Below are 25,050 nucleotides of genomic sequence, written 5' to 3'. Positions count from 1 at the left end.
TCCCTGTGTTCTTATCGGTTTGCAGCGGCCAGCAAGTATCGATATATCCGCTGCGCATTGGGGGAAAGCGAAGCCAGGTGTTGCGGTGGCACACTTGGGCTAGGGCCGTCTGCAGTCACCGACGCTTCCGGGGACAGGCTTTGCTCCAAACGTGCCTCCAGGTGCAGCAAACGGGCTTTTATATCGGCACACGTCGCGGCGGTGGCTTGCGCCAGCCGCCCGAGTTCCGTCTCCAGCCGGTGGAGTTGGCGCTCCAGCCGCTCGCCCCGCGCGAACCAGCGCCAGAACCAGTGGCAGGCCTTTTTCTCTTCTTCAACCAGCGCGGCAAGTTCCGCTTCGAACCGGGCTTGCTTGGGTGCGCGCGCCTGGGCTTCGGGCGAGGCGGCGACGTCGTCGAGCATCGTGCGGCGGTCGCCGCCTTGCCGCAAAAAGTCCGTGTAGTGCTGAAAACCGTCCGGATCCGGCGCTCGTCCGAGCAGGGCGTGGTAGGCAGCCGTCACGAAGGCCGCATCGTCAGGGATGGATAAAAGATATCTGCTACGCTGCAGGCGCTCGGGCGAGCGGGCGATTTGCGCCACGATGCTGCGCTTGCCGTAGCCGGCGCTGAGACGGCCCAGATAGTATCGCAGGCCTTCGGGGTCCGGTGCGCGGCCCAGGATAGCGAAGTAGGCGGCATGAATGAAGTCGCTGCCGTGCCGTTGCAGCAAGTCGTCCAGGATCTGGATATCGCTCATGTTGTGTTACTACCTCTCGTCGTTCATTGCAGGTGTGCCAATTTGCTGCTGTTCCTTCTCGGGTTCAGCAGGTACGGGTAGGGGGCCTGTTTTCGGCGTCGCGTCGTCACCGGGCCACACCTTCGCCCGGGGTGCGGGAAAACCATCACCAACCAGCAACGCGCTGTCTGGTGTTGAGGCATCGCGCCGATGCCGCGGAGCTAGCCAAGCGCCCAGGCGCCGCAAGGGCAAGGTGAGCCGCCATGCGTAGCTTTGGTGTATCCGCGCGAGTTCATCCGCTAGTTTCCGGGACTGCTCGGTATGGAACGCCAGTTCCGCATCGAGGCGGGTTTTCTGCTCGATGGCCATGTTGAGCAAATGCGTTTTCTCCGCCAATCGCAGTTCGATGGAGTGGCGTGTTTGTTGCTCGGCGAGCAAGCGGGCTTGCAGTTCGTGTTCTCGTTCGAGCAGGGCCTGTAACGTCGCCTGAGCCTCACGGCGCACATTGTCAAGCGCACACTCGGAAGCCTCACGCAGCGTCTGTTCGCGCGCTGTGGCTTCTTCCCTGGCGCGCTCCAGTGCCTCGCGCAACGTCTTCAATTCCTCCTCGAACGCGGCTTCGCGCACGGCATGGGCTCTTTCAGCCGCTTCGCGCGCCTGGCTTGCCTGTGCGTGCAACCGCGCCAATTCCTCGGCAAATTCCCTCTCTCGTGCGGCCCACTGCTTGAGATGCGACTCGATTTCTCGGCGGGTTCGGTCAACCGCCTGTTGCGCATGCATTTGAAGCTCGCGTTCGCGTTCAGCCGCCTCATCGCGCGCACGTTCCAGCGCCGCACGCAGCGCCTTCAACTCTTCCTCCAGCGCTGCCTCCCGCTCAACATGGGCTCGTGTCTGCTCGATCGCCGCCTGCTGGGATTGCCTCTGCTGTTCCAACAGGTGTTCGGCCAGCTCTTGCTCACGCTCCAGCAGGCCCCGTAGTTGCGCCTGGGCCTCCCGCTGGGCTTCGGCCAGCGCCTGCTCGGATTCGGCGCGCAGCGACCGCTCGCGCTCGGCGGCTTCTTCCCTGGCGCGCTCCAGTGCCTCACGCAACGTCTTCAATTCCTCCTCGAGCGCGGCTTCGCGCACGGCATGGGCTCTTTCAGCCGCTTCGCGCGCCTGGCTTGCCTGTGCGTGCAACCGCGCCAATTCCTCGGCAAATTCCCTCTCTCGTGCGGCCCACTGCTTGAGATGCGACTCGATTTCTCGGCGGGTTCGGTCAACCGCCTGTTGCGCATGCATTTGAAGCTCGCGTTCGCGTTCAGCCGCCTCATCGCGCGCACGTTCCAGCGCCGCACGCAGCGCCTTCAACTCTTCCTCCAGCGCTGCCTCCCGCTCAGCATGGGCTCGCGCCTGCTCGAGCGTCGCCTGATGGGATTGCTTCTGCTGTTCCAGCAGGTGTTCGGCCAGCTCCTGTTCACGCTCCAGCAGGCCACGTAGTTGCGCCTGGGCTTCCCGCTGGGTTTCGGCCAGCGCCTGCGCGGATTCGGCGCGCAGCGACTGTTCGCGCTCAGTGGCTTCTTCCCTGGTGCGCTCCAGCGCCAGACGAAGGGCGTTCAACTCTTCCCTCAGAGCAGCCTCTTGCTTAGTGGCCTGGAACCGCATTTCATTGGCTGTTTTCTCGGCATCGCGGAATTTACTTTCCGCAGCGGCCAGTTTGGTTTCCAGTTGAGCTACCACCTGCTGATGGTTGTGCACCAGCCAACTCGTCATGGAGGTTCCGGTGCCGCTCAACTGAAACCCATCGAAAACATTTGGCGGATAGATGAACCGCTCTCCGAGCTCGGGGTGTTGTTCATGCAAATAGAAACGATTGAGACCGTCGCGATATACCAGACGGTAGTTCTTGTCGAGAATCAAGGGTTCCCAGTCGGCATAGGTATCACTCTGAGTGTTGGGATAGGTTGCCTCGACAACGATGATCCATGGACGGCGCGGCGATTCGCGCCATCCGGAGAGTACTTCGCGTTCGAAGCCTTCGACGTCGATCTTGAGCCAATGGATATCGTCGGAAGGCGCAAGCGCAAGCAGCGAATCAAGGGTAATGGCGGTGACCGGGGTTTCCACGACTTCGTAGCCCAGTTTTGCCTGATGTTCCAGCGCGATGTCCTTGCGTGCCGTGGACAAACCACTGTCTGGAATCTCGTAAAACTGAATGATGCCCGGACGATCGGAAACCACCGCTTGGATCACCGTTTCGTCTGGGCGATCGGCGCGCAGGAGATTAACGTACTCGGTCGCGGGTTCGACATGAATGCCACGCCATCCGTGCTCGTAGAACGCCTTGCTGACAGAGTCGATGACGGGGTGCCAGGCACCGATGTCGATGTAACAACCATCTGGGATGTCACCGACGGCGCGCCAGAGGATGACGTCCTCGAAATTCTGCGCATAGGAGATGATACCCATCAGGTGTTCTCCGCGGCCAGCGAGGAAAGAATGGATCGGGCCGTATCCGCCCAAGTGGGAATGTCTAAAAACGATATTGGCATCCTTCCCTGGGCCGTTCCGAGCCAGTCATCGATGGTGTGCGCTAGGGTCGACGGTTCGCACCCGGCGTCGAAGTAGCGCACACCTTTATCCTCATGAAGACGGAACACGGGAATGTCCCGGGCCAGCACGGGCTTGCCATAGCCTAAGGCTTCAATGAGCGGGAGCCCGAAGCCTTCGGCGAGGGAGGCTACGATCACGCCATTGCACGCAGCATAGAGCATCGCCAACGCCTCATCGCTCGCGTCGTCCAGCCAGAAGAGGTGCTTGCCATGCCGCGGGTGGCTGCGTAAGGCCAACTGCAGAATTTCAGTTTTCCACCCCGCCCGTCCCACGATGACGAGGTTGTAGCCACGTCCCTGCCGCCATAGGATGTCGAATGCCGCCAATACGTCGGCATGGCCCTTGCGGGGTTCGATGGTACCGACCATGAGAGCGGTGGGGCGCCGGGCGAGGCGTTGCAAAAGCGAGTCGAATTCAGCCGGCAGTCCGGTACTTGGTCGGCTGCTCGCCAGGTCCCAGCCCATAGGCAAGACGCAAGTACGAAATCCACTCTCTAGGCCGTAGCGTTGCGCCAGCTCCTCGCGTAGCTCTGCTTCCGTGTAAGGCGAAATGCAATAAAAACCGTCTGCCATCGCGGCCAGCACGCCGAGCCATTTGCGATAGCGGACAACGTTTTTGTCGCTAAACCAAGCCGGGTTTCTAACCGGCAGAAGGTCGTAGATCATGAACCACAGCTTTCCACCCCGGCGTTTGAATTCTATGAGCTGCCGCCGGTGAAAGCGTATGGTGTCGAGAGCAAAATCCAGCCCGATGAACACGTCTCCGGGCCTGCCCTCGATGGGCATATGAGGGGCAGGAGCCTTGGGGGTAGGCCACTGGATGAGGTGATAAGGATACTTGCGATTAGCGCCAACAGCATGAATAACCCAACCGGGCTGCGGATCAGTCAACAAGTGCGAGGCGACTGCACGAACGACGCGCTGGATGCCGGTTCCGGCATCGTGTCTACTGATAACAGAAACGTCAACATACACGCGCCGCGGGGAAGTTGTGGCGCGGAACGAGCACTTCGCGAGCTCGCGCCTCAAGCGCTGTACCTGCCAGGCTTCGAGCCAATGCGGGGATGTATAAGCATACGCATGCCGCTCGATCGCCGACCAGATCATGTCGTTACTTCCTGATAGAAGGCGTAGGCCATATCGATGTCGTCGAACATGTGCATCTTGCCTGCGTGCAGCACACCGGCGCGATCGCAGTGTTCGCGAATGTTGTGCGCCTCGTGCGACACCATAACAAAGGCGCGATCCTTGCGTTTCTCAAACAACTCGGTCTGACATTTGGCATGAAATCGAGCATCGCCCACCGAGATGACTTCATCGATTAAAAAACAGTCAAATTCGACCGCCATAGAAATGGCGAAGGCCAGCCTCGACCGCATGCCTGATGAATAGCTTTTGACCGGCTCACGAAAAAACTTTCCCAATTCAGCGAAATCCTGCACGTAGTCGATCTTGTCACGGTAATCCACTCCGTACACCCGGCAGATGAACTTTAAATTATCCAGCCCGGTGAGGCTGCCTTGGAACGCACCGCCGAATGCGAGCGGCCAGGAGATGCTCATACCGCGATCAATGCAGCCTTGGGTAGGTCTTTCAGCTCCGGAAAGGATGCGAATTAGCGTGGATTTACCCGCACCGTTGCGGCCGAGGATGCCGATTTTGTCGCCTGGCTTGATGGTGAGATCGACGCCATCCAGTACGGTATGGAGTCCGCTGCGGGTGGGATAGACCTTGGTGATGCCGAGCAACTGGATCATTCCGGCTGCACCCTTCCTTCCATGTCGCGCACCAAGGCTAAGCCGATCAGCGTGAGAAGGAGATTGGCAATGGCAAAATAACCTGGGTTCTCGTATGTCGGCACGATCTCGCCGAAATAACCATGGCGCAACATTTCAACGCCATGCACCATGGGGAGCCACAATACGGCATCCTGGGCGGCCTTGGGTAGCCAGTGCACCATGTAAACGGCGCCCGACAAGGGAAACATCAGGTAGGTCATGACATGCCAAATGCGTTCGAAAGTCTCCGACCGCTCGGAGATGGCCCCCACGATGAGCCCCAGACCGAGGGAGAACCAGGCGAGCAGCAGCCAGCCTCCAATCACAGGCACAATGTCCTGTGGCCAGCGCATGGCACCGATGAAGGCAAAGCATGCCGTCAGCACGATGAGAGACGCGGTCGCCCCGACCCATTCCAGCACGATGCGCGCTAGCAGGATGTCGAACACCTTGACGTTGCGGTGGTACATCAAGGCCAGATTCGGCTCAATTGCCTTGGTGCAGCGGTTTGCCGCATTGCGCCACATCAGTACCGATGAATAACCGGTAATGGCAAAGGCAATGATGGGGATGTCAGAGAGTGTGTGCAGATTCGCCAGATACCAGAGAGCAGCCACGCCCAATGTGAAAAGCATGGGTTCAAGCATGATCCAGAGTACACCGAGACCATGCCGTCCATAGCGGGTAATCACCTCGCGCAGCAGCAGAGCTGCGATGACACGGCTCTGGATGGCAAGCGAATGCCGTAAGGAAACCGTGGACATGACGCTCAATCTACATGCTCCCGGATGCCGGCAATGAGCATGGTCAACACCCCCCAGACCACAAGACCCAAGACAAACACAGCCAATACGACCCGCAACCGCCGTGGCTCCATCGCGGCATCGGGCAGACTCGGCGCGCTAATGCGTTCGAGATAGAGTTGCTGACGTTGGGCTTCGTTGCGCGCAAGTTCCAGCGAGCTCATGGCGGAAGCGAGCATTTTGTCGGCGAATTCCTTTTCTAGCGCCAGCCGCTGGAATTCAGCAGCCTTGCCGGCAAGGGATTTGTCTCCGGCCCCAGCAACACCGGCGCTGAATTTGCCGATTTCATCCTCCAGCATCCGAGCCCGTTGACGCAGCACGGGCAATTGTGGGTTGTTGGGGGTAAGGCGTTCGAGCTGGGCTATTTGCGCTTGTGTTGCGATGAGTTCGTCTTGGAGCTTGGCGATTTGTTGCAACGGGATCGCGGCCTGCTGTTCAGGGTTGATGACGTTCTTCCGATTGCGGTAGTCGGCCAGGGCGAGTGCGGCTTGCTTGGCCTTGACTTCGGCCTTGGCCACTTCACTTTCGGCGAAGCGGATCATGTCCTCCTGCGCCCGTTTGTTGAGCCGGTTGATGAGTTTCTCAGCGTGTTCAAGCAGTCGCTGGTTGATCTTCTGGGCTTGCTCAGCACTGAAGGCGCGCACCGAGAGGGTGGCGATGGATGACGTGGCATCGAGCTGGAGGCCGACGACTTTCTGGTAGTAACGGTAGAAGTTTTCCAGGCTGTCATCCCAATCCAGTCCGGGAAACCGACTGAAGAAGTCACCGTGGGGTTTGGAATAGGACGCCTTGATGTTCAATTCCTTGTCCAGCGCGGTCATGGCATCATGCGAGAGGATGAAGTCCTGCACCACAAAAGCATCGTCCTGAGCACGGGAGATACCCGTTCCTTTGAGGAGCAGCCCAAGGGGCGAAGTGGTTTGCTTTTCTGGGCTGCGCACAACAAAACGCGATTCTGAAATGTAGATGTCCGCCGCAATAAAACCATAGTAGATAATCGCAAGAAGTGTCGGCAGGACTGTGGTTAGCAGAAAAAGACGGTTCTTTAGCATATTAGCCAAGGCGCTCATGACAATAATCCTTGGATTTCAAGCACCTTTTCCGAAACGAGCGCGGCATTTCTCCGGCTTTCCACGTTGAGACGTAGTAGGGGTTCGGTGTTGGAACCGCGCAGATTGAAACGCCAATCGGGAAACTCGATGCTCAGGCCATCGGTGCGGTCGATGAAGGGACTTTGCGGAGCGTAATAGGCTTGGATTCGCTCAATAACCGCTTGTATGTCGTCTACACGATAGTTGATTTCCCCGCTGCACGGGTAGGCAGCGATGCGCTCGTCTACAAGTTCGGCCAGCGTTTTCCCGGTTTTGCTGATCAGTTCGACAATGAGTAACCAAGGGATCATGCCGGAATCGCAATAGGCGAAATCGCGGAAGTAATGATGCGCGCTCATTTCGCCACCGTAGACGGCGTCTTCCTGGCGCATGCGTTCCTTGATGAAGGCGTGACCAGTTTTGGATTGCACGGGAATACCGCCGGCTTGTCGTACTTGGTCGAGGGTGTTCCAGGTCAGGCGTGGATCATGGATGATTTTGGCGCCAGGGTGTTTGGCCAATATTGTCTCGGCGAGCAGCCCGACCAGGTAGTAGCCTTCAATGAAGCGGCCCTGTGCGTCGAACAGAAAGCAGCGGTCGAAGTCGCCATCCCAAGCGATGCCAAAGTCGGCGCCATGCTCAATGACAGCCCGGGATGTAGCGGTACGCATTTCGGGTAGGAGCGGGTTGGGCACGCCATTGGGGAAGGTGCCATCGGGTTCGTCGTGAATGAGGATGAATTCAAAAGGGAGATGGGGCATCAGTTGCCGAATGACGAGGCCGGCTGTGCCATTGCCCGGGTCGGCCACGATTTTGAGCGGTTTGAGTATCGAGAGGTCGATGTAGCCAAGCAGGTGTTCGATATAGGCCGATTTGTCCGTATCTGTCTTGATGTTGTGCAGACTGTCTTCAACCCCGCGCGCGCTGGCAGGCGCGGAGAGAGTCTCGACACGGTCGCGTATGGCAAACAAGCCACTATCCCCGCTGATGGGGCGAGCACCTTCGCGCACCAGCTTCATGCCGCAGTAACCTTTGGGATTGTGGCTGGCAGTGATCATGATGCCGCCACCAACGCCTTCAGACTGGCGGTGGAAGGTGTGGAAATAGACTTCCTCAGTACCGCATAGGCCGATGTCGATGATGCCTGCACCACCGGCGTTGAGTCCGCGCATGATGGCCTGTGCAAGCGCCGGGCTCTCCAGACGGGCATCGTGTCCAACCACGACCAGCCCAGGCTGAATTTCCTCGGCATAGGCACGCCCAATCCGCCACGCCATGTCTTCATCGAGTTCTTCAGGGACACGGCCACGGATATCATAGGCCTTGAAACAATTCAGGTTCATGAGTTACGCCCTGCCGTATACGTCTTCGAAACGGACGATGTCATCTTCGCCCAAGTATTCGCCGCTCTGGACTTCGATCATCACCAAATCGAGCACGCCAGGATTACTGACGCGGTGGCGATGACCGGCGGGGATGTAGGTGGATTCGTTGGTCGCAACCAAAATTTCCTGTTCGCCATTGACGACCTTAGCCATGCCTTTTACGACGATCCAGTGCTCGCTGCGGTGATGATGCATTTGCAGGGAAAGGCTGGCACCGGGCTTGACGACGATGCGCTTGATCTTGTAGCGGTCGCCTTCTTCGAGCACGGTATACGACCCCCAGGGGCGGTGCACGGTGCGATGAAGCTTATGGGCTTCGTGGCCACGCGCTTTCAGTTCGCCATAGAGGTGCTTGACGTCCTGGGCACGATCCTTTGCCGCGACGAGCAAGGCATCGGGGGTGTCAACGATGATGAGGTCGCGCACGCCCACCGCGCCGATGAGTCGTTCTTCGCTACGGATGTAGCAGTTTTCCGTGTCCTTGAGCAGCGCCTCGCCTTCGACACGATTGCCTCGGGCATCGGCCTCATTGAGATCGCCCAGGGACGTCCATGAACCGATGTCGCTCCAACCGATGTCGCAGGGGACGACGGCGGCGCGCGCGGTCTTTTCCATGACGGCGTAGTCGATGGAATCTTCCGGCACGAGCGCAAAATTCGCGACATCGAGTTCGCGCTGGCTGAAATCGCCGCCTTGAGCGGTGTGCGATTGAGCGAGGCTAGCGCGCACCCGATCGAGAATGACCGGGCAGTACGCCCCCATTTCGTCGAGCATGGTTTGCGCGGCAAAGCAGAACATGCCCGAGTTCCAATAGAAATTGCCCGATTGCAGATAGTGCTGCGCCGTTTGGCGATCCGGCTTTTCAACGAAGCGCTTGACGCGGGGACCATCGGCTTCGATATAGCCATACCCGGTCTCCGGCGCTGTGGGTTGAATGCCGAAGGTGACCAGCGAACCAGCTTTTGCAAGGTCAACCGCCTGAGCGACGGCTGCCGCAAACGCGGCTTGATCCGCTATCAGATGATCTGCGGGCAGAACAAGGAGAATGGCATCCGGATTCGACTCAGCGACATGGAGCGTGGCCGCTGCTACCGCAGCCGCTGTGTTACGTCCAATCGGCTCAAGCAAGTAGGAAAGGGGCAAGCGGCCGGCATTGACTTCTCTGAATTCATCTGCGGTCTTGAAGAAAAAGTCGCGATTGGTGACCGTGAGAACGCCTGTCACACCAGGCAATTGGGCTGCCCGCAAAAAGGCCTTTTGCAGCAGGCTTTGACCATCGTTAAGGCGAATGAATGGTTTGGGATGCGCTTCGCGCGAGACTGGCCAGAGCCTGGAACCTGCACCGCCGCAGAGAATAACGGGTACCAAAGACATGATGTTGAATCCTTGATATCAGAGCAAATCCGCGAACGCATCCATGACTGCCGCGACGTGCGTCTCGCTGTGGATGCTACTCACAAAAAACCTCAACCGCGCCGCTTTCTCTTCCACCGCTGGATAGACGATGGGCTGCACGTTGATTCCGCGATCGAACAGCGCATTCGAAAGTTTTGTCGCCTTGAGCGAACTGCCGACGATCGCGGGGATTATTGCATGGCCCTCGGAGTAGCCGGTGTCGATGCCGTTTTCGCGCGCAAGTTGTAGAAACTGCTGCGCCCGTTCGCGCAAGCGCGCGACCCGCTCCAGCTCTTTCTGCATGAGCCTCAAGGCAGCAAGCGATGCCGCTGCCATTGGCGGGGCGATGCCGACGCTGTAGACGAAGCCCGGCGCGGCATATTTGAGATGCTCGACCAGCGCCCGCTCGCCGGCAATATAACCGCCGCAACCGGCCAGGGTCTTGGAGAGTGTGCCCATCCAAATATCGACGTCTTTGCCGTCGATGCCATAGTGTTCGTGACTGCCCTTGCCCGTGTGGCCCAGCACACCTAGAGCATGCGCTTCGTCCACCATCAGGAAACAGCCGTGGCGGCGCTTGATGTCGATGAGGGCGGGCAGGTCGGGAATGTCGCCATCCATGCTGTAGTGGCCTTCGACGACGATGAGCACGCGCTCGAACTGTTGGCGGATTTCAGCAAGGATCGCATCGAGCGCGTGGGTATTGTTGTGCGGGAAACTGCGCCGCGCAGCACCGGAGAGTTTGATGCCTTCGAGCACGCTGTTGTGGATGAGGCTGTCGTGGATGACGAGATCGTTGGGGCCGAATAGGGTAGCAATGGTCGAGACATTGGTGGCGTGGCCACTCACGAAGACGACGCAGTCCTCGACACCGTAGAGTTCGGCCAGCGCCTCTTCCAGCTCACGCTGGATGGGCCGCTCGCCAGCCACCAAGCGGCTGGCGGAAGCGGATGTGCCATAACGGTCGATGGCCTCCTTGGCAGCCTTGTTGACCGCCGGATGCCCAGCCAGCCCCAGGTAGTTGTAGCTGGAAAAATTGATGAATTCCCGCCCATCGATGTGGGTGAGTGCGCCGGCCACGCCGTCGTGGGCGATGAAGAAGGGGTTGCGCAGCCCCAGACGATCCGCCGCCGCCTTGGGCACTAGCATTCTTTCGTAGCCCGGGTGGCGGTCGAAGCGGGTGAAAGCTTCCGGCACGCGAGTTTGGCTCAACGGACGAGCGGACGGACCGTGTGCCGTTGCGCCAGCGCCGACTTTTTTGCCGAGGAAGCGCTCGATGATCTGTTGCTTGGCCTTCTGGCCGAGGGACGATTGCGTCATGCCGTGAACCTCGTCCCTTGTTGTTGTAGTGCACGGACATCTTGGGTGATCTGCTGCAAGGCTTCGGCGGTCACGGCTTCGCCATGTTGCTTGGCCATGCCCTGAACCACGACTTCAACCGTATTTGTAGCCGCATTATCTTGGTCGGCGCCGCCAAGCAGTTTTTCGACGATGCGCTGAGTGACCTTTTCCGCCATGGGCGATTCGTTGAGCATCATCACAGGCAATTGTATGCCGAGTCGCTGTTCGAGACCAAGCGCCAGCTCGACCGACATGAGCGAATCGAGCCCCAGGTCATGCAGGCTGCGCGTGGGGTCAATACGGTCTGCGCTGATGGCGAGGACTTGTGCGATTTCCTGGATCACCATCTGCTGGATGATCGCGGCGATTTCGTCGCGGCTCTTGCCAGCGATCAAGGTGCGGAAGTCCGTCTCGTCCGGAGCAAGAGATGTGCTCTTGAGATCACGATTGAGATGCGCAAAACGTTGGTTGCCACTCGATGGCAGCAAGCGAGCCAAAGTGTTCCAGTTGAAATTGGCAACGATGACGGAACGGCTTTGCGGCAGTAGATGGTCGAGCTCGTCTAGCGCCAGCCGGGTATGCAGCGGCGGTTTGCCAAGACGCTGCGCCAGGCTGTCGCGCACCGCTTCATTGCGGGCGAGATAGCCCGCATCGCCGATCGGGCCCCAACCAATGCAAACAGCGGGCAAGCCCATCTGCCGACGCATTGCGACCAGGCCCTCCAGCCCGGCATTGGCGGCAACATAGTTGGCCTGGCCTGGGTTGCCGATGGCGGTGGTGATGGACGAGTAGAGCACGAAGTATTCAAGCGGCACGTCGAGCGTGGCCTGATGCAGATTCCAGGCACCCAGCAGCTTGGGTGCGATGGCCGCTTCCATCCGTTGGGCGTCGAGGTTCTGTACGAGACCATCGTCAAAGACGGCAGCCGCATGAACCACGCCCTGGATGGGTGGGCAGGTCTTGCGCACTTGCTCGACCATGTGCATGACTGCCGAAGGGTCACTTACGTCACACGCCACGGCTTGCACCTCGATGTCTTTGGCCAATAACTCATCAATGGCTTCTTTGGCACCCGGGGTGTCCATGCCACGACGCCCCACCAGGACGAGGTGCCCGACACCATGTGCGGCCAGCCAGCGTGCTGATTCCAGACCGAAGCCCGAAAGGCCGCCCGTTACGATCCAGGTCGAGTCCTTGGCCAGATGCAGCGGTTCTGACGCCGTTGCCTTCCGTTGGATGATCGGTCGCGCGTCGGCAAGCGAGACGACTACCTTGCCGATGTGTCGAGCTTGCTGCATGGTGCGGAAGGCATCGACCACGCGCTCGGCCGGGAAAACCCGGCAGGGCAAGGGCGTAAGCGCCCCTTCGCGGAACAAAGCCATCACTTCACGGAACATGCGTGCCGCCAATTGCGGTCGACCGGTCAGAAGCTGGTCGGCGTCAATGCCGAAATAGCTGATGTTGTCTTTGAAGGGGCGTAGGCCAACCGGCGTGTTCTCGAAGAAATCACGCTTGCCAAGCTCCAGGAAGCGACCAAAGGGCTTGAGCACGGAAAGATTGCGGCGGATGGCTTCGCCCGCAAGTGAATTGAGCACGACATCGATACCTTGGCCATCGGTCGCGGCAAGAATCTCGTCGGCAAAGGCGAGGCTGCGCGAATCGAATACGTGGTCGGCTCCCAGCAAACGCACGAAGTCCCGTTTCTCTTCGCTTCCTGCCGTAGCGAAGACTTCCGCGCCCAGATGCTTGGCCAGCTGGATGGCGGCAATGCCCACCCCACCAGCGCCGCCGTGGATGAGCACGCGCTCGCCCGCTTGCAGATCGGCCAGATGCTTGAGAGCGTAATACACCGTGAAGAACACGGTGGGCACGGTAGCGGCCGATTCGAACGACCACTCTTCCGGCATCCGCGCAAGCGCTTCGGCGCGGGTAACGACATGGCTTGCAAAACAGGCTGAGCCAAAACCCATGACCTTGTCGCCCGGCCTGAAATCGCGCACGCGCGCCCCAACCCGGCTGACAATGCCGGCAAACTCTAGCCCCAGGCTCGCACCGGCGAAGCCTTTTTCCACGGCTTCGTCCGGCAGAAGGCCCATGAGATACATGACGTCGCGGAAATTGAGGCCGGTAGCCTTGACCTCGACTTCGACGGCTTCATCAGCCAGCATGGCTTCCTCCTGCGGCAGCCAGACGAGGTTGCGCAGCTGTCCAGGCAAGTGGAAGTCGAGGCGGAAGCGCTCTCCCGGCGCTGCACATTGGCTCAGATCCTCAGCCGCTTCTTGCATGACCAGCGTATAGCGCCCGGTATCGGTGAGCAGGATCTCGGAAGCACCGTCAGGGCGAAGCAGTTCGTTTTCTAAGTGGTCGAGGCCGTCCCGGCAGTCCATGTCGATTAATGTAGTTTGCAGCGCCGGGTATTCGTTCATGACCACGCGCGCGAAGCCCCACAGGGCAGCCTGCTGGGGATTCGGTTCGACTGTGGCGGGAAGGCTCGAGGCCAAGGCACCACCGCGGGTGACGAACCACAGACGCGGCGGTTTTGCAGAATGTGCAGCGATGGTTTGCACATTCCTGAGAGCCTCACTAAGCAATGCCGTAGCGGCTTCCGGCGCGTCGCCCCAACCGCGCATGCACACGACGTGGTCGATACCATCGAGGCTTTGCGGTAGAGATTGCGCCGTTGCTACCTGCTGCCCCTGCGATTCGAGCCGCACGGCAAGATGACCCGCCAGCTCCAGGGTGGCCGCATCAGCAAGGAATAGCCATGAAGCCGGTTTTGGATCAGGCAAGGCGACCTTCCACTGTGCAGGCGCGCGTGCCAGGAGCAGGTAGGCGCCTTCGTTAAGGCCGTCGGCGGCAGGTTCGCAATAATCCAGTACGTCCTCGAAACCTTCGGCCCGCAAGAGATCGACCCAAGCGGCAGCTGGCACCAGCGAGGATCGTGGTATTTCGTCGCCTGTGGCCTCGTGCCACCAATCTTTCTCCAGACCGGCCAGAAAGTCGGCGCTCCAGTCCGGGTGACGTTCAGCAATCATCAGGCTCGCCCCCGCCGCCAACCAGCGCCGGACCTGAATCAGCGCGGCTTTCGGACTCACGGCCCGGTGCAGGGTGTGACGAAGAATCACGACATCGTACTTGTCCGGCAAGCGAGCATCCGTCGTCAACTGCCAATTCGCGATATCCAGCGTCGCAATGACGAGATTGGGTTCGTAGGCGTATTCCGCCTGCTGACGTTCGGCCACGGTTTCGGGCAAGGCAAGAACATAATCGAGCCGGTCTTCGGGTAGTGCAACCAGCAAGGCACGCGGGACTTCGCTCGGGCCGTCGGCGATTTCCAGGACGCGCAAGCGACGGTGCGCTGGCCAGTCGCTTGCCAGAAGGTGCAGGAGGTGCTCGACCGCCTGTCGCATACCAGAATAGGCTGGATCGTCCTGATATAACGTTTCCGCGACGGCCGAGCAGCGAAGTGCCTTGATTAAGGCATCTCGCTCAGACGGATTCTGAAGAAGATGCGGCAGTTGGCGTCCCACCCGGCCTAGCAGAACGAGGTGCGGCAACGCGGCGCCGTGCTCGCGCTGCAGAGTGCGCCAGATTTCCTCGGCGGCAGGCAGATCGCTGCTGTCGGCCAGTTGCCAACGCCCTTCTTGGAAGGAGAGCAATCCTTCCTGCCGCAAGAGGCTGCTGAGCCAGCGGGCATAGGGATCGGACGTGGTCATCAGCCCTTGCAAGGCATCGTCGCCCTCGCGGGCAATCGTCCAGAAGGCCTCGAATGTGAAGGAGACGACAAGCGCCTCGAACAGGGGTAAGGCCTCCTTGAACCAGCGACCGCGGGGTTCCGCCTGCTCAGCCATGGCCAGCGAAAGGGTTTCAACAAGCGCCTGCGTGGAGGGCAGTTGGGTCTTAAGGCCTTCTGCAGGATGCGGGTGCAACCAGGCGTCAATGCGCCAGCGTGAGACTTTTTCCTGCGCCTTATGCGCGAGCAGTGCGGCGCGGAAACGGCAACCGCTTACCCTGGCCAGAAGGGTATCTTCGGCATCGAACAGTTCGAAGTCCGCCAACACGGAGCGTGCGCTGCGGCGTGTGAGCCGTGCGCGGAATCGGCTGGGTTTGCCCGCACGGTGGTATTCAAGCCGACCGGTCTTGACAGGCAACAAGGCGACACCCCGCCCGGCATCGATGTCGGCACGGAAGAAATCGACCAGCGACTGGTAGCAGACATCGAGCAAGGCTGGATGGAGGAGGTAGTCGTCTCCAGCCAGGTCGGCGTGATATTCCAGGACAGCTTGCAGACAGTTGTCGGCGACAACGGCCTCGTGCAAGCCCTGAAAGGTCGGGCCGTAATCGAGCCCCAGCGTAGCTGCCAGGTGGTAGTGGGCTTCCCTGTCTATCCTGTCGGTGTTCGCCGACAGAGGGGGAATCCGCGCACTCCGGGAGCCGACACCCGGCTGCAAAATCCGCCCGGCGGCATGGAGCGTCCACTCATCATGGCTCAATCGCTGCCGACTCTTGATCTGGAAACTACCGTCTCGATCGTTGAGATCGAAACGCAGCGTGCGCGCGTGCTCGCCATCGAAGACCATGGGTGAAACGATGTCCATCTCTTCGAACACCAGCGGTTCCCCGCCCAGCCACTCACGTGCCGCCGCGAGGGCCATCTCGGCATAGGCCGAGCCGGGAAAGACGATGGCACCCCCCACCTGGTGGTCGACGAGCCAGGGCAGGACAGCCGGATCGAGTGTGTTTTCCCAGGCGTGTGCGGCCTCGGGAACCCGCCAACCCAACAGCGGATGCACGCGACGCCGCTCAATGGCCAAAAGGCTCTCGCTGGTACGTGGGTGCCAATGCCGCTCACGTTGCCAAGGGTAGTTGGGCAACTGGACGCGACGCCCGGGCTGGGGGAAATAGACGCCAAAATTCGGTTGCTCAGCCAGGAGGTGGACACGCAAGGCGGTCTCGATAAGGTGGTTCCAACCATCGGCTTCCTTGCGCAAGGTGGGCAGTACCCGCCCTGTGACCCCCGTGGCTTGCAGGCTCTCAGCAATGTAGCGTTGCAGAATGGCATGCGGCCCAATCTCGATGAAGCTGCGGCAGCCAAGCTCGGCGAGTGTAACAACGGCTGCCGAGAATTGGACGGGCTCGCGCACATTGCGCCACCAGTACTCTGCACCCAGCTGATTGCCGTCGAGTACGCTGCCGGTGACTGTCGAGACGAAGGCCGTTCCTGCCGCAGCGCGGGGTTCCAACCCGGCGAGGCTAGCGAGCAGCGGCACTCGGATCGGGTCCATCTGGCGGCTGTGGAAGGCATAGTCGAGGTCGAGCAGGCGGAAGAAGAGACCCTTGGGCGCAAGATGAGACTGGACACGTTCCAGATCGGCCAGGCTGCCTGAAAGGGTAAGGTTCTTCGGGCTATTGATGCCGGCAATCGTGATATCGAGCGCATCGCCCAGTTCCGCAATGACAGCTTGCATGGCTTCAACCGAGAGCCCGACTGCGGCCATACGACCCGTGCCGCGCGTTTCGCCCTGGGCGCGGCTGCGGGCAACAATAACCCGGATGGCTGCGTCGAGATCGAGCGCGCCAGAAGCCCAGGCGGCCGCCACTTCACCCACACTATGGCCCGCCACTGCCAGTGGCTCGATGCCCTGCGATTTCAACAAGCACGTGATAGCGACCTGAATGGCAAACAGCAAAGGCTGGGCGACAACCGTATCGTCGAGACGGGATGCGTCCCCGGTGGCCTGTAACTCGGCCAGCAGCGAAAAGCCGGCGATGGGCTGCATGTTGGCGTCTAGCTCGGCCAGAACAGCGGCAAATTCAGGCGATTCAGCCATGAGGCGCAGGCCCATGCCGACCCACTGGGCACCATTGCCGGAATAGACGAAGGCAACGCCGCCCGATTGGGGCAGTTGTTCTTCGAGTACCAGGCCGTCCGGTGCGCTGCCTTGGGCGTAAGCAGCCAGTTTTTTCGCCGCATCGTTTGGCGTGTTGGCGTGCAGTGCCAGGCGCTTATCCAAGCGGTCGCGCCGATGAGCTGCGGCATGAGCGATGTCGTAATAGTCCGTTGGCGAGCTGTTCTTCAGCCGTTCCGCATGACGGGAAGCCAACGTTTGCAGCGCCGCGTCAGAACGCGCGGAGAGGAAAAGCGGCGGCAACGCCTCTGGCGTATACGCCTTTTCCTCATCGTGACGGTATTCACGCAGCAGGACGTGCGCGTTTGCACCGCCAAAGCCGAATGAGTTGACGCCCGCCACCAGAGAGGTTTCTTTTTCCAGCGATCGGTATTCGGTGACTGGCTGCAGATTGAGCCCGACGAAATCGATGTGCGGATTAGGTGTTTCGAGGTGGAGTTGTGGGGGCAGTGCGCGGCGTTGCAACGCCAGGATCGCCTTCACCAAACCCGCCATGCCGGAGGCAGCTTCCATGTGGCCGAGATTGGCTTTGACCGAGCCGATGGGCAGAGGTGTTTCGCGCCCTTGGCCATACACCGCCCCGATGGCGGCGGTTTCGATGGGGTCGCCAACCATGGTGCCTGTACCGTGCGCCTCGACAAAATCGATGTCCTGTGCCGACAGATTGGTTTTCGCCAGGACGTTTCTCATCAGCTCGACCTGGCCGTCTCGGCTGGGAATGGTGATACCCGTCTTGCGGGCACCGTCAGCATTGACACCCGTCGCAAGGATTACCGCCTTGATATCGTCGCCATCGGCCATCGCCTGTGCCAGCGGCTTGAGCAGGAGCACCGCCCCACCCTCTGCGCGCACATAACCATTGCCAGAAGCATCGAAGGCCTTGCAACGCCCATCGGCGGACAGCATCGAGGCCTTGGTAAAGCCGACAAAGGGATAGGGGTGCAACAACAAATTGACCCCACCGACGAGCGCGGTGCTCGCCTCTCCAGTCTGCAACACACGGCAGGCGTGATGCAGCGCGACCAAAGAAGAGGAGCAGGCGGTATCGACGGCGAGCGACGGGCCGTGCAGATCGAAAACGTAGGAAAGACGGTTGGCCGCAATGCTGAGCGTGTTGCCGGTCATCGAGTGCGACGACATAGCAGCAAGATCGTCGAGCCCACGTGTGCCATAGTCGAGACTGGAGATGCCGACATACACGGCGCAATCCGTACCGGAAAGCTTAGAGGGAGGCACCCCCGCGTTCTCCATGGCCTCCCAGGAAAGCTCAAGAAGCAGTCGTTGCTGCGGGTCGAGCCAAGCAGCCTCGCGCGGTGAAATGCCAAAGAATCCGGCGTCAAACTCGTCGATGCGTGAGAGAACGCCCGCCGAGAAGGTGATGCTGCGCCCCGGTTCTGACCGTTTTGCGTGCTGAAGCTCGTTGCTAGCCCAACGATCACCGGGCACCTGAGTGACCAGATCCTTCTTTTGCTTTAGCGCCTCCCAAAGGCTGGTATCGTCTGCAAGATCACCAGGAAAACGGAATGCAATACCAGTTATTGCAATGGCGTTTATATTATTTTTATTGGATGAAGGCATGGCTACCGCAGCCTGCGGATTTGTTTCCAACGCAGGATCGCCATCTGGCAGACCATTTATTTCCGAGCCAAGCAAAACCTTTTTGAGTTGATTCATGTCGTGTCCCGGCTGATTGGTAACACGTCTGTTGAACAGTTCGGGGTGTGATCGCTGCCATTGTTTCATGGCCTGGATGGGGCTGACATGCCCCAAGGCTTTCTGTGGCAGTTGGTGATTGTACAGCCAGACATACCGCAGGATGGTGGCCTCAAGTTCTTCGCCGGAATGGAAGTGATGGGTGCGCAGGATGTCGGCGATGCGCCCGTTGAAGCGTTCAACCATGCCGTTGGTCTGCGGGTGTTTTGGGCGGGTCAGGCGATGCTCAATGCCTAGCTCCTCGCAGAGCTGATCGAACTGATGCCTGCCGGTCGGCGTACGCTCTCCCCGTGTGATGAAGCGATCCGTGAATTCCTTGCCGTTGTCGGTCAGGATCGTTCGGATACGGAAGGCAGCGGCCTTGTGCAATTCCTTCAGGAAGCGCCGGGCGTTGGTAGCGCTCTTGCTGGCATAGACACGCACGAACACCCAGCGGGTGGCGCGATCAATGGCCACAAACAGGTAACGCCGCGTGGTTTCGTCCGCCATCTGCGGCAGGTACTTCACATCGATGTGGACGAAGCCGGGCTCGTAGGCCTTGAACGGCTTGGTCCTGGGGCGATCCACGCTCAATGCCTCGCGCGCCGACACTCCATGGCGTTTGAGCATGCGGTGCAAGGCAGCGCGTGAGATGGTCGGATGGATGAACTCGCGTACGACTGCCAGCAGGTCATCCAGCGAAAGGCCCAGGCTTTTACGCAAGACGAGCACGATGGACTCCTGGGCCGGCGTCAGCGTGGTTTGCAGTCGATGAGGGGTATGGGAGGCGTCATGAACCGATGCACGCTTCTTCCAGCGGGCGATGGTGGAGACACTCACGCCAAAGCGCTGGGCCAGAACCCTCATGGGCTCCTTGCTGACCTGGATCTCGGCGCGGATCCTGGGTGTCGTGGTGGCGTTCTTGTGCAGCCTCAGATGCATCGTTTCAGCTCCAGCATGACCTCTCGGGCCAAGAGTAAACCACGGCGTCGTCCAGTCAACGAATCATCCGAGACACGACATCTAACAATTCATTCAAGCCGACGCCGCTTCGCGGCGCGGCTTAATTCAGGCGATGGCCGCCACCAGACTGGACTTGTCGGTGGTGGTGAGGTTGGCGAGATTGCCGGCCTTGGCGCGGACGTCGTTGAACTCCTGCGCGACGCGGATGACCAGGCTCTCGATGCGGGTGGTCAGTGACATAGCGTCTCCTCGTCAGGACAGCCAGCGGCTCTTGATCACGCGCCGGCCGGTGTTGCGGTTGCCAGAAACACCCAGGCCACCTCGATGGGTGGCCTCGGTGATCGATTCAGTAGGTGTTTCAAGGGCTGGCGGACTGGCCAGCCCCAGTTGCCGCTCCAGTTCGCGCCAGTGGCGTTCCTCGAAGCGGTCGAGCCCTGCGGCCGCAGCAGCAGCACGGGCATACACGTAGCAGTCGAGCGCCTCATTGCGCTCGCGCATCTTTTGCCACTCGCGGTGGGCAAATCCGTTGCGGTCGCGCCGGGTGATCAGCTGCTCGGCGCAGAGCTGTTGCAGGTATTCGGCATCGACCTTGGGCAGGTGGACGAAACCGGCCGGGTAGGTCACCGTCACGCCGTCGTCGGCCACCTCCGCGCTCTGGCGCAGGTGGTTGTAGAACTCCAGCTTGGCGATGCCGCCCGCAACCGGGAACACCTTGATGCCTCGGCGCAGCTTCTTGCCGCTGGCGGTGGCGTCCACCGCCGTGGGGGTGCCGATCAGCGCCGCACCTCCAGCAATGCCCTTGATCGGCATGAGCCGCGCATCGCGCACGCTGCGTACAAAGGCGTAGGCCTCCTGGGTGGCATATCCGGTATCGAGCGCCAGGCGCGCCAGGCTCAGCTGGCAACCGCTGGAGTGGGTCCAGGTCTCGCCCATGAGCTTCGCCAATGCTGACCAAACTTCGGCTCGCGCCGTGTCGCCCATCAGGATCCGGTGCTCCACCAGCCAGGCGGCCTTGCCGCGCCCGAAGGCCCAGACCGAGACTTCGATGCGGTCCTTCTGCACGTCGGCACCGGCAGTGAGCAACAGGCCGCCCGCAGGCACGGTACCGATTCGGTAGTCCTCTCGGCGTTCCAGCAGGCGCTGCCAGTCGGGCGCTTCGCCTTCTTCGACCCAGGTCTCACCCAGTTCGGTGTTCTTGAAGGTCTTGATGGCCGACGCCGATCGACTGTCTGACATCGCAGCCGATTCCCAGGCCCGCGCGATCTCGATCCAGCTGCGCCAGCCCACCGGGCTGTAGAGGCTGGAAAGATGAAACCCGGCCGTGCGCCCAGCTTGATCTGGCGCGCAGGCCTGCCACTGTCCGTTGTCCAGCATCCAGGTCTTGTGATGCTCGGCAATCGGCTCCCCACAGCCTTCGCAGATGTAGGCTGCTGTTTCTGGCTGGCCACGCTCCCAGCGAAGCTGCTCAAACCGCAGCCACTGGCGGTGGTCGCAATGCGGGCACGGCACGAAGTAGCGGCGCTGGTCCGATGCATCGAACTCGCTCTCCACCGCACTGGCCCCGGCGATCGTCGGGGTCGAGACGATCAGGATCTTGCGCCGGGCAAAGGTGCGGGTGCGCGCTTCGGCCAGCGAGATCGCGTCGCCTTCACCTTCCACATCCAGCGGGTAGCCATCCACCTCATCGAGGAACAGGTAGCGCACCGGCATGGAACGCAGGCCCACCGCGCTGTTGGCGCCGGTCATCACCAGCACCCCGCCGTGAAACTCTTTGGCGAGGATGGTGTTACCTGAGTCCCGACTGCGCGCCGGGGCGATGCGTTCCTGGATGGCAGGGCTTTCCTCGATCAGCGCGTCAATGCGCTGCTTGGAGGCCCGCTTGGCCATCTCGACGGTGGGCCACACTGCCATCATCGGGCCCGGGGCATGGTGGATCACGTAACCGACCCAGTTCAGGCCTAACTCCGTACCGCCCACCTGTGCCCCCTTCATGAACACCACGCGTTCGATCGGTGACATGGGCGACAAGCAATCCATGATCTCGCGCAGATAAGGCGTGCGACTGGTGCGCCAGCGCCCGGGCTCGGAGGCCGCCTTGCTGGAGAGCACCCGGTGCTTGTCGGCCCATTCGGATACCGTGAGCAGCGGGTCGGGCGTGAGGCCCTCGCGCCAGGCACGCTCGATCGCGTCCCAGCCTTCGTAATACAGCTCATCCATGATCAGTCCACCTTGGGTTGCACATCGCCCAGGTCTTGCAACTGTTCCCGCACGGCGGCGTCCAGTGCCACATGCAGGGCATGCGGCTCCACCCCCAAACCAGCAGCCATCTGCGCTGAGATGCGTGCCGGCCAGTTGAGCCAGGCATCGCGCTCGGCCCGGGCGAGCTTGAACACGTGGGCCACGGCCTGGGCGCGGTCGACCAGTTCGCCTTTCAGCTGTGCCAGGCGCACCTTGTTGGTCTGCGCCTTGACCACCTCGTTGACGGTGCGGGCTTGCAGCAGCGACGTGCCGCCCGATGACAGCGCCGGGGTGGGTGACTCTGCCGTTTCGCGTGGTGGTCGCGCGAAAGCTTGCGGAGCCTCGCGGGCAGATACGGAAACCTGCGGGGCCGGTTTGTCACTGGCGACATCTGCCACCGACCGCCGGGTCGGCGTGGTGTTGGCTGCCCACTGGGCATCGGCCACCACCGGATCGATGGTGCCGTCCGGCAGCTGGCTGATGCGCCCGGTGTCGATGGCCTTCTTGACGGCCACGTGCGACACGCCTCGGTGGCGCGCATAGGCGCGAATGGACAGTCCCATGTGTTGATCTACTCAGTGCAAGTGGGTGGCCTCCTGGAGGTATGGGTCAGGCAAAGGCGAGTGAATCACCCGGGAATAAAAAGCGCTTGGCTTCTGGGGCGCACAGCGCGTGAATGCGGATGTCGATTGACAAGCAACCCACCAAGGAGCCACACATGGCCAAACCCAAGCAAACCACCGCACTCTCCCCGGACGAGATCGAGCTCTTGCTCGAATCGATTGCCCTGGACCACCTGTTTATCGAAACGCTGGTGACCCAGCACAGTGACCGCCTGGACTTCCATGACGTGAGCGTCTGGGGTGTCAAGAGCGCCTTGCAAGCCGCGTTTGATGCTGGATTGCGTGCCGCCGGCGGAAGCCCAAAGCAGGCCGTGCAGCGCACGCACAAGGCCACCGCAGCCAATCGAATCAGCGGCAACGGCAGCGCCGCTGCCCTGCAAGCGTGAGGGCGCCATGACCACCGCACTCAACCTCAACCAGCAGGCCATCCTGGAGCACGCCGTACAACACAGCGGCGGCAAGATCGCCTGGTTCCCCGAGCACATCAAGGGCGGCGCTCGCGCCAAAGTGCTCGAAAGCTTATTCAAACGCGCCCTGATCACGCCTGACGGCGATGACTGGGTGGTGGCTGCCGAGGGCTACGACGCCTTGGGCCTGCCCCGACCGGGCGCCTTGCCACCGACCATCACGCTGGACGATCCGGAACTGGAGGCCGATGTCGCCAGTGCAGAGGCCAGTTGGCAACAACCTGCCAAGGACAAGCCGGTTCGCACCCGCGCCGACAGCAAACAGGCCCTGGTCATTGGCCTGCTGCAACGCCCCGAGGGCGCCACCATCGCGCAGATCATGGAGGCCACGGGGTGGCAGCAGCACACCGTGCGCGGCACCCTGGCCGGCACGCTCAAGAAACGCCTGGGGCTGACCATCACATCAGCCAAGGAGGCCGGTGGTCAGCGCGTTTACCGCATCGAGTCCGCGTCCGCGGGCACCGCTACCGCTATCAATTCGGAGGCTGCATGAACGCCCGCCCCAACTTGGCGCGCCTCGATGAACTCGGGCAGCGCCTGGCCGACCAGACGTTTCACACCCTGATCAGCCTTTGCCCCGAAATCCGCAGCGCCAGCCCGGCGCGCCAGGAGGCCGTGTGTGCCGCGATGCGCGCCAGGGTGGCACCAGCCATCGACCGCCTGCTCGAAGACGCACGGCTTGCGCCCTGCTTGGCCGAAGCGGCGTTTCACAACGCTGTGCTGACCCTCGCACTGGCCGGCGTCGAAGCCTTGCAGGCCAAGGTCGCCAGCCCCAAGTACCAAGCAACCAACCAAGTCTCAAATCAATCCAGAAAGGCCCGTCATGCCCAGCATGTCCATCACCATTGAACGCACCCCTTTGACCCTCCAGTGGGAGGGCCAGGAGATTCAGGTCGAGCAGCTCGGGATCCGACTGCCCTTTGCGCGCAAGCCCGAGAACCTCAGGGACATGAGCGCCAGCGGCGACTACATCGTCTACGTCACCGAGACCCGGACCATGACACCCGAGGAGTTCGATGGCTTCGCCGCCAACCTGCTGGTCTCGCGCGACTGGCTGGCGGGCAAGGGTGGCTATGTCGGCCAGGGACGTTTGTGCGTGGAAGTTCACGCCCCAGGACGCCCGTACCTCTATGTCGACCCGTCTGGCGGCGACTACGCCCGCTACGCGGCCCGGCTGGGCTAGTGGCTCTGCCGCCACGCTGTTCATCTTCTTCCATCAAAGCCTTGGCTTTGCATCGGAACAGCGCGTCAATGGGGTCATCGCCAAACGATTGAACGGAAGCCCCACCATGACCCTCGACCTCGACACCTTGATGCGCCAGATGACCGAGCAAAAGGCCAAAGACGCCTTGCTCACCGCCCGATCCACCCTGGAGCGCAGTCTGCGCGAGTTGGATCACTACATCGAGCGGCTCGACATGGCCGAGACGCCGCACGACAAATCGCAGGTGATGAACTGGGCGCTCAACGCCCTGGCCTGCAACATCACGCCCAACCTGCGCCTGGACCTGATCGCCAACGCACAGGCCGAACTGGCCAGCGTCGCAAAATGATCACGCTCTCGAAAAATGATCGAGAAAGCCTTGGCTTCCATGCCCTACAGCGCGTCAATGGAGTCATCGCCAACACAGAAACAGACGCAGACATGGAGCCGACGATGACCACCACCCAGCAAGCAAAAATTCCTGCAACTCAAAATGAGTCGTGGGGCTTATTTGGGACCCTCGGCGAGCACGCCGAAGCCGCCTGGCCAATAGCGATGACGGCGATCTCGGACGCGACCTACCAACCACTGGACTCGGTGCGCGCCTTCCTGGACAGCCGCCATGGCCGCCACTTTGCCGACGATGTGCTCAACGGTCTGCACGCCGGCGCCAATCTGCAGGAGGCGATCCACGCCGCCACCCAACGCTGGATGGGCTGGAGCATCGGTCGCCTGACCAGCAAGCAGCACGGGATTCCCAAGGGCTTGCCTTACCTGACGGGCTTTGTGATTCACTGCGAGATTGTCGAAGAGGCCCTGGCCGACTGACAGCACATGTTCCATTTTGGTCCCTTATGGGC

At 61.0% G+C, this 25,050-nt stretch carries 19 protein-coding genes and 1 pseudogene; 6 read left to right on the top strand and 14 right to left on the bottom strand.

Features of this window, described 5'->3' with window-relative positions:
* Positions 1 to 11: 11 nt before the first annotated feature.
* From ABD056_RS05040 to ABD056_RS04975, 14 genes and pseudogenes are all read right to left on the bottom strand, one after another.
* Positions 12 to 734: a DUF4214 domain-containing protein gene (locus ABD056_RS05040; protein ID WP_343865005.1), complete on the bottom strand. Its 723-nt coding sequence runs from the start codon at positions 732 to 734 to the stop codon at positions 12 to 14.
* A 9-nt stretch (positions 735 to 743) separates the two neighbouring features.
* On the bottom strand, positions 744 to 3,158 hold the full coding sequence (locus ABD056_RS05035; protein ID WP_343865003.1) for an FkbM family methyltransferase: 2,415 nt from the start codon (positions 3,156 to 3,158) through the stop codon (positions 744 to 746).
* Positions 3,158 to 4,408: a glycosyltransferase family 4 protein gene (locus ABD056_RS05030; protein ID WP_343865001.1), complete on the bottom strand. Its 1,251-nt coding sequence runs from the start codon at positions 4,406 to 4,408 to the stop codon at positions 3,158 to 3,160. Before ABD056_RS05030 ends, ABD056_RS05035 begins: the two co-directional genes overlap by 1 nt.
* Positions 4,405 to 5,058, bottom strand: a complete 654-nt coding sequence (locus ABD056_RS05025) for an ABC transporter ATP-binding protein (RefSeq protein ID WP_343864998.1) — start codon at positions 5,056 to 5,058, stop codon at positions 4,405 to 4,407. Before ABD056_RS05025 ends, ABD056_RS05030 begins: the two co-directional genes overlap by 4 nt.
* Positions 5,055 to 5,843: an ABC transporter permease gene (locus tag ABD056_RS05020; RefSeq protein WP_343864996.1), complete on the bottom strand. Its 789-nt coding sequence runs from the start codon at positions 5,841 to 5,843 to the stop codon at positions 5,055 to 5,057. The genes ABD056_RS05025 and ABD056_RS05020 overlap by 4 nt, the downstream gene beginning before the upstream one ends.
* A gap of 5 nt (positions 5,844 to 5,848) precedes the next feature.
* Entirely contained in the window at positions 5,849 to 6,952 is a 1,104-nt protein-coding gene (locus tag ABD056_RS05015) for a KpsE/RkpR family capsule polysaccharide export protein (RefSeq protein WP_343864995.1), read from the bottom strand.
* Positions 6,949 to 8,316: a phosphohexomutase domain-containing protein gene (locus ABD056_RS05010; protein ID WP_343864993.1), complete on the bottom strand. Its 1,368-nt coding sequence runs from the start codon at positions 8,314 to 8,316 to the stop codon at positions 6,949 to 6,951. Before ABD056_RS05010 ends, ABD056_RS05015 begins: the two co-directional genes overlap by 4 nt.
* A 3-nt stretch (positions 8,317 to 8,319) precedes the next feature.
* Complete coding sequence (locus tag ABD056_RS05005; RefSeq protein WP_343864991.1) at positions 8,320 to 9,732, bottom strand: mannose-1-phosphate guanylyltransferase/mannose-6-phosphate isomerase; 1,413 nt, start codon at positions 9,730 to 9,732, stop codon at positions 8,320 to 8,322.
* Between the two features lie 18 nt (positions 9,733 to 9,750).
* Positions 9,751 to 11,073, bottom strand: a complete 1,323-nt coding sequence (locus ABD056_RS05000; RefSeq protein ID WP_343864989.1) for an aminotransferase class I/II-fold pyridoxal phosphate-dependent enzyme — start codon at positions 11,071 to 11,073, stop codon at positions 9,751 to 9,753.
* Positions 11,070 to 18,581 carry an SDR family NAD(P)-dependent oxidoreductase gene (locus ABD056_RS04995; protein ID WP_343865043.1) on the bottom strand — a complete coding sequence of 2,504 codons (7,512 nt, stop codon included), beginning with the start codon at positions 18,579 to 18,581 and terminating at the stop codon, positions 11,070 to 11,072. The genes ABD056_RS05000 and ABD056_RS04995 overlap by 4 nt, the downstream gene beginning before the upstream one ends.
* A gap of 96 nt (positions 18,582 to 18,677) precedes the next feature.
* Positions 18,678 to 19,637, bottom strand: a pseudogene (locus ABD056_RS04990) (IS481 family transposase); the annotation flags it as partial.
* Between the two features lie 126 nt (positions 19,638 to 19,763).
* Positions 19,764 to 19,898, bottom strand: a complete 135-nt coding sequence (locus tag ABD056_RS04985) for a hypothetical protein (protein ID WP_343865045.1) — start codon at positions 19,896 to 19,898, stop codon at positions 19,764 to 19,766.
* 12 nt (positions 19,899 to 19,910) lie between these two features.
* Positions 19,911 to 21,875, bottom strand: a complete 1,965-nt coding sequence (locus ABD056_RS04980; RefSeq protein ID WP_343864987.1) for a phage terminase large subunit family protein — start codon at positions 21,873 to 21,875, stop codon at positions 19,911 to 19,913.
* A 2-nt stretch (positions 21,876 to 21,877) separates the two neighbouring features.
* Entirely contained in the window at positions 21,878 to 22,459 is a 582-nt protein-coding gene (locus ABD056_RS04975; protein WP_343864984.1) for an elements of external origin, read from the bottom strand.
* Positions 22,460 to 22,614: 155 nt separating this feature from the next.
* Here ABD056_RS04975 and ABD056_RS22895 point away from each other — a divergent pair, with 155 nt between their 5' ends.
* The 6 genes from ABD056_RS22895 (at position 22,615) to ABD056_RS04945 (ending at position 25,018) form a co-directional block, all read left to right on the top strand.
* A complete protein-coding gene (locus ABD056_RS22895; protein WP_425545007.1) occupies positions 22,615 to 22,905 on the top strand; it encodes a DUF6900 domain-containing protein in 291 nt (96 codons plus the stop codon).
* A gap of 7 nt (positions 22,906 to 22,912) precedes the next feature.
* Complete coding sequence (locus tag ABD056_RS04965) at positions 22,913 to 23,479, top strand: DUF3489 domain-containing protein (protein WP_343864982.1); 567 nt, start codon at positions 22,913 to 22,915, stop codon at positions 23,477 to 23,479.
* Positions 23,476 to 23,835, top strand: coding sequence for a hypothetical protein (locus ABD056_RS04960; RefSeq protein ID WP_343864981.1), 360 nt, complete (start codon positions 23,476 to 23,478; stop codon positions 23,833 to 23,835). Before ABD056_RS04965 ends, ABD056_RS04960 begins: the two co-directional genes overlap by 4 nt.
* Positions 23,819 to 24,169: a hypothetical protein gene (locus ABD056_RS04955; RefSeq protein WP_343864979.1), complete on the top strand. Its 351-nt coding sequence runs from the start codon at positions 23,819 to 23,821 to the stop codon at positions 24,167 to 24,169. Before ABD056_RS04960 ends, ABD056_RS04955 begins: the two co-directional genes overlap by 17 nt.
* 106 nt (positions 24,170 to 24,275) lie before the next feature.
* A complete protein-coding gene (locus ABD056_RS04950) occupies positions 24,276 to 24,539 on the top strand; it encodes a hypothetical protein (RefSeq protein WP_343864977.1) in 264 nt (87 codons plus the stop codon).
* Positions 24,536 to 25,018: a hypothetical protein gene (locus ABD056_RS04945; protein WP_343864975.1), complete on the top strand. Its 483-nt coding sequence runs from the start codon at positions 24,536 to 24,538 to the stop codon at positions 25,016 to 25,018. The genes ABD056_RS04950 and ABD056_RS04945 overlap by 4 nt, the downstream gene beginning before the upstream one ends.
* Positions 25,019 to 25,050 lie beyond the last annotated feature (32 nt).

Origin of the sequence: Caenispirillum bisanense (assembly GCF_039523075.1) — a bacterium.
Lineage (GTDB): Bacteria > Pseudomonadota > Alphaproteobacteria > Rhodospirillales > Rhodospirillaceae > Caenispirillum > Caenispirillum bisanense.
This window is presented reverse-complemented; position numbering and strand designations above follow the sequence as displayed.

Coding starts and splice junctions, on each gene's coding strand:
- ABD056_RS22895 (WP_425545007.1), top strand. CDS start 22,615: ATGGCCAAACCCAAGCAAACCACCGCACTCTCCCCGGACGAGATCGAG.
- ABD056_RS04995 (WP_343865043.1), bottom strand. CDS start 18,581: ATGCCTTCATCCAATAAAAATAATATAAACGCCATTGCAATAACTGGT.
- ABD056_RS04985 (WP_343865045.1), bottom strand. CDS start 19,898: ATGTCACTGACCACCCGCATCGAGAGCCTGGTCATCCGCGTCGCGCAG.
- ABD056_RS04955 (WP_343864979.1), top strand. CDS start 23,819: ATGTCCATCACCATTGAACGCACCCCTTTGACCCTCCAGTGGGAGGGC.
- ABD056_RS05030 (WP_343865001.1), bottom strand. CDS start 4,408: ATGATCTGGTCGGCGATCGAGCGGCATGCGTATGCTTATACATCCCCG.
- ABD056_RS05000 (WP_343864989.1), bottom strand. CDS start 11,073: ATGACGCAATCGTCCCTCGGCCAGAAGGCCAAGCAACAGATCATCGAG.
- ABD056_RS05025 (WP_343864998.1), bottom strand. CDS start 5,058: ATGATCCAGTTGCTCGGCATCACCAAGGTCTATCCCACCCGCAGCGGA.
- ABD056_RS05015 (WP_343864995.1), bottom strand. CDS start 6,952: ATGAGCGCCTTGGCTAATATGCTAAAGAACCGTCTTTTTCTGCTAACC.
- ABD056_RS04950 (WP_343864977.1), top strand. CDS start 24,276: ATGACCCTCGACCTCGACACCTTGATGCGCCAGATGACCGAGCAAAAG.
- ABD056_RS04980 (WP_343864987.1), bottom strand. CDS start 21,875: ATGGATGAGCTGTATTACGAAGGCTGGGACGCGATCGAGCGTGCCTGG.
- ABD056_RS04960 (WP_343864981.1), top strand. CDS start 23,476: ATGAACGCCCGCCCCAACTTGGCGCGCCTCGATGAACTCGGGCAGCGC.
- ABD056_RS04945 (WP_343864975.1), top strand. CDS start 24,536: ATGATCACGCTCTCGAAAAATGATCGAGAAAGCCTTGGCTTCCATGCC.
- ABD056_RS05020 (WP_343864996.1), bottom strand. CDS start 5,843: ATGTCCACGGTTTCCTTACGGCATTCGCTTGCCATCCAGAGCCGTGTC.
- ABD056_RS05040 (WP_343865005.1), bottom strand. CDS start 734: ATGAGCGATATCCAGATCCTGGACGACTTGCTGCAACGGCACGGCAGC.
- ABD056_RS05010 (WP_343864993.1), bottom strand. CDS start 8,316: ATGAACCTGAATTGTTTCAAGGCCTATGATATCCGTGGCCGTGTCCCT.
- ABD056_RS04975 (WP_343864984.1), bottom strand. CDS start 22,459: ATGGGACTGTCCATTCGCGCCTATGCGCGCCACCGAGGCGTGTCGCAC.
- ABD056_RS04965 (WP_343864982.1), top strand. CDS start 22,913: ATGACCACCGCACTCAACCTCAACCAGCAGGCCATCCTGGAGCACGCC.
- ABD056_RS05005 (WP_343864991.1), bottom strand. CDS start 9,732: ATGTCTTTGGTACCCGTTATTCTCTGCGGCGGTGCAGGTTCCAGGCTC.
- ABD056_RS05035 (WP_343865003.1), bottom strand. CDS start 3,158: ATGGGTATCATCTCCTATGCGCAGAATTTCGAGGACGTCATCCTCTGG.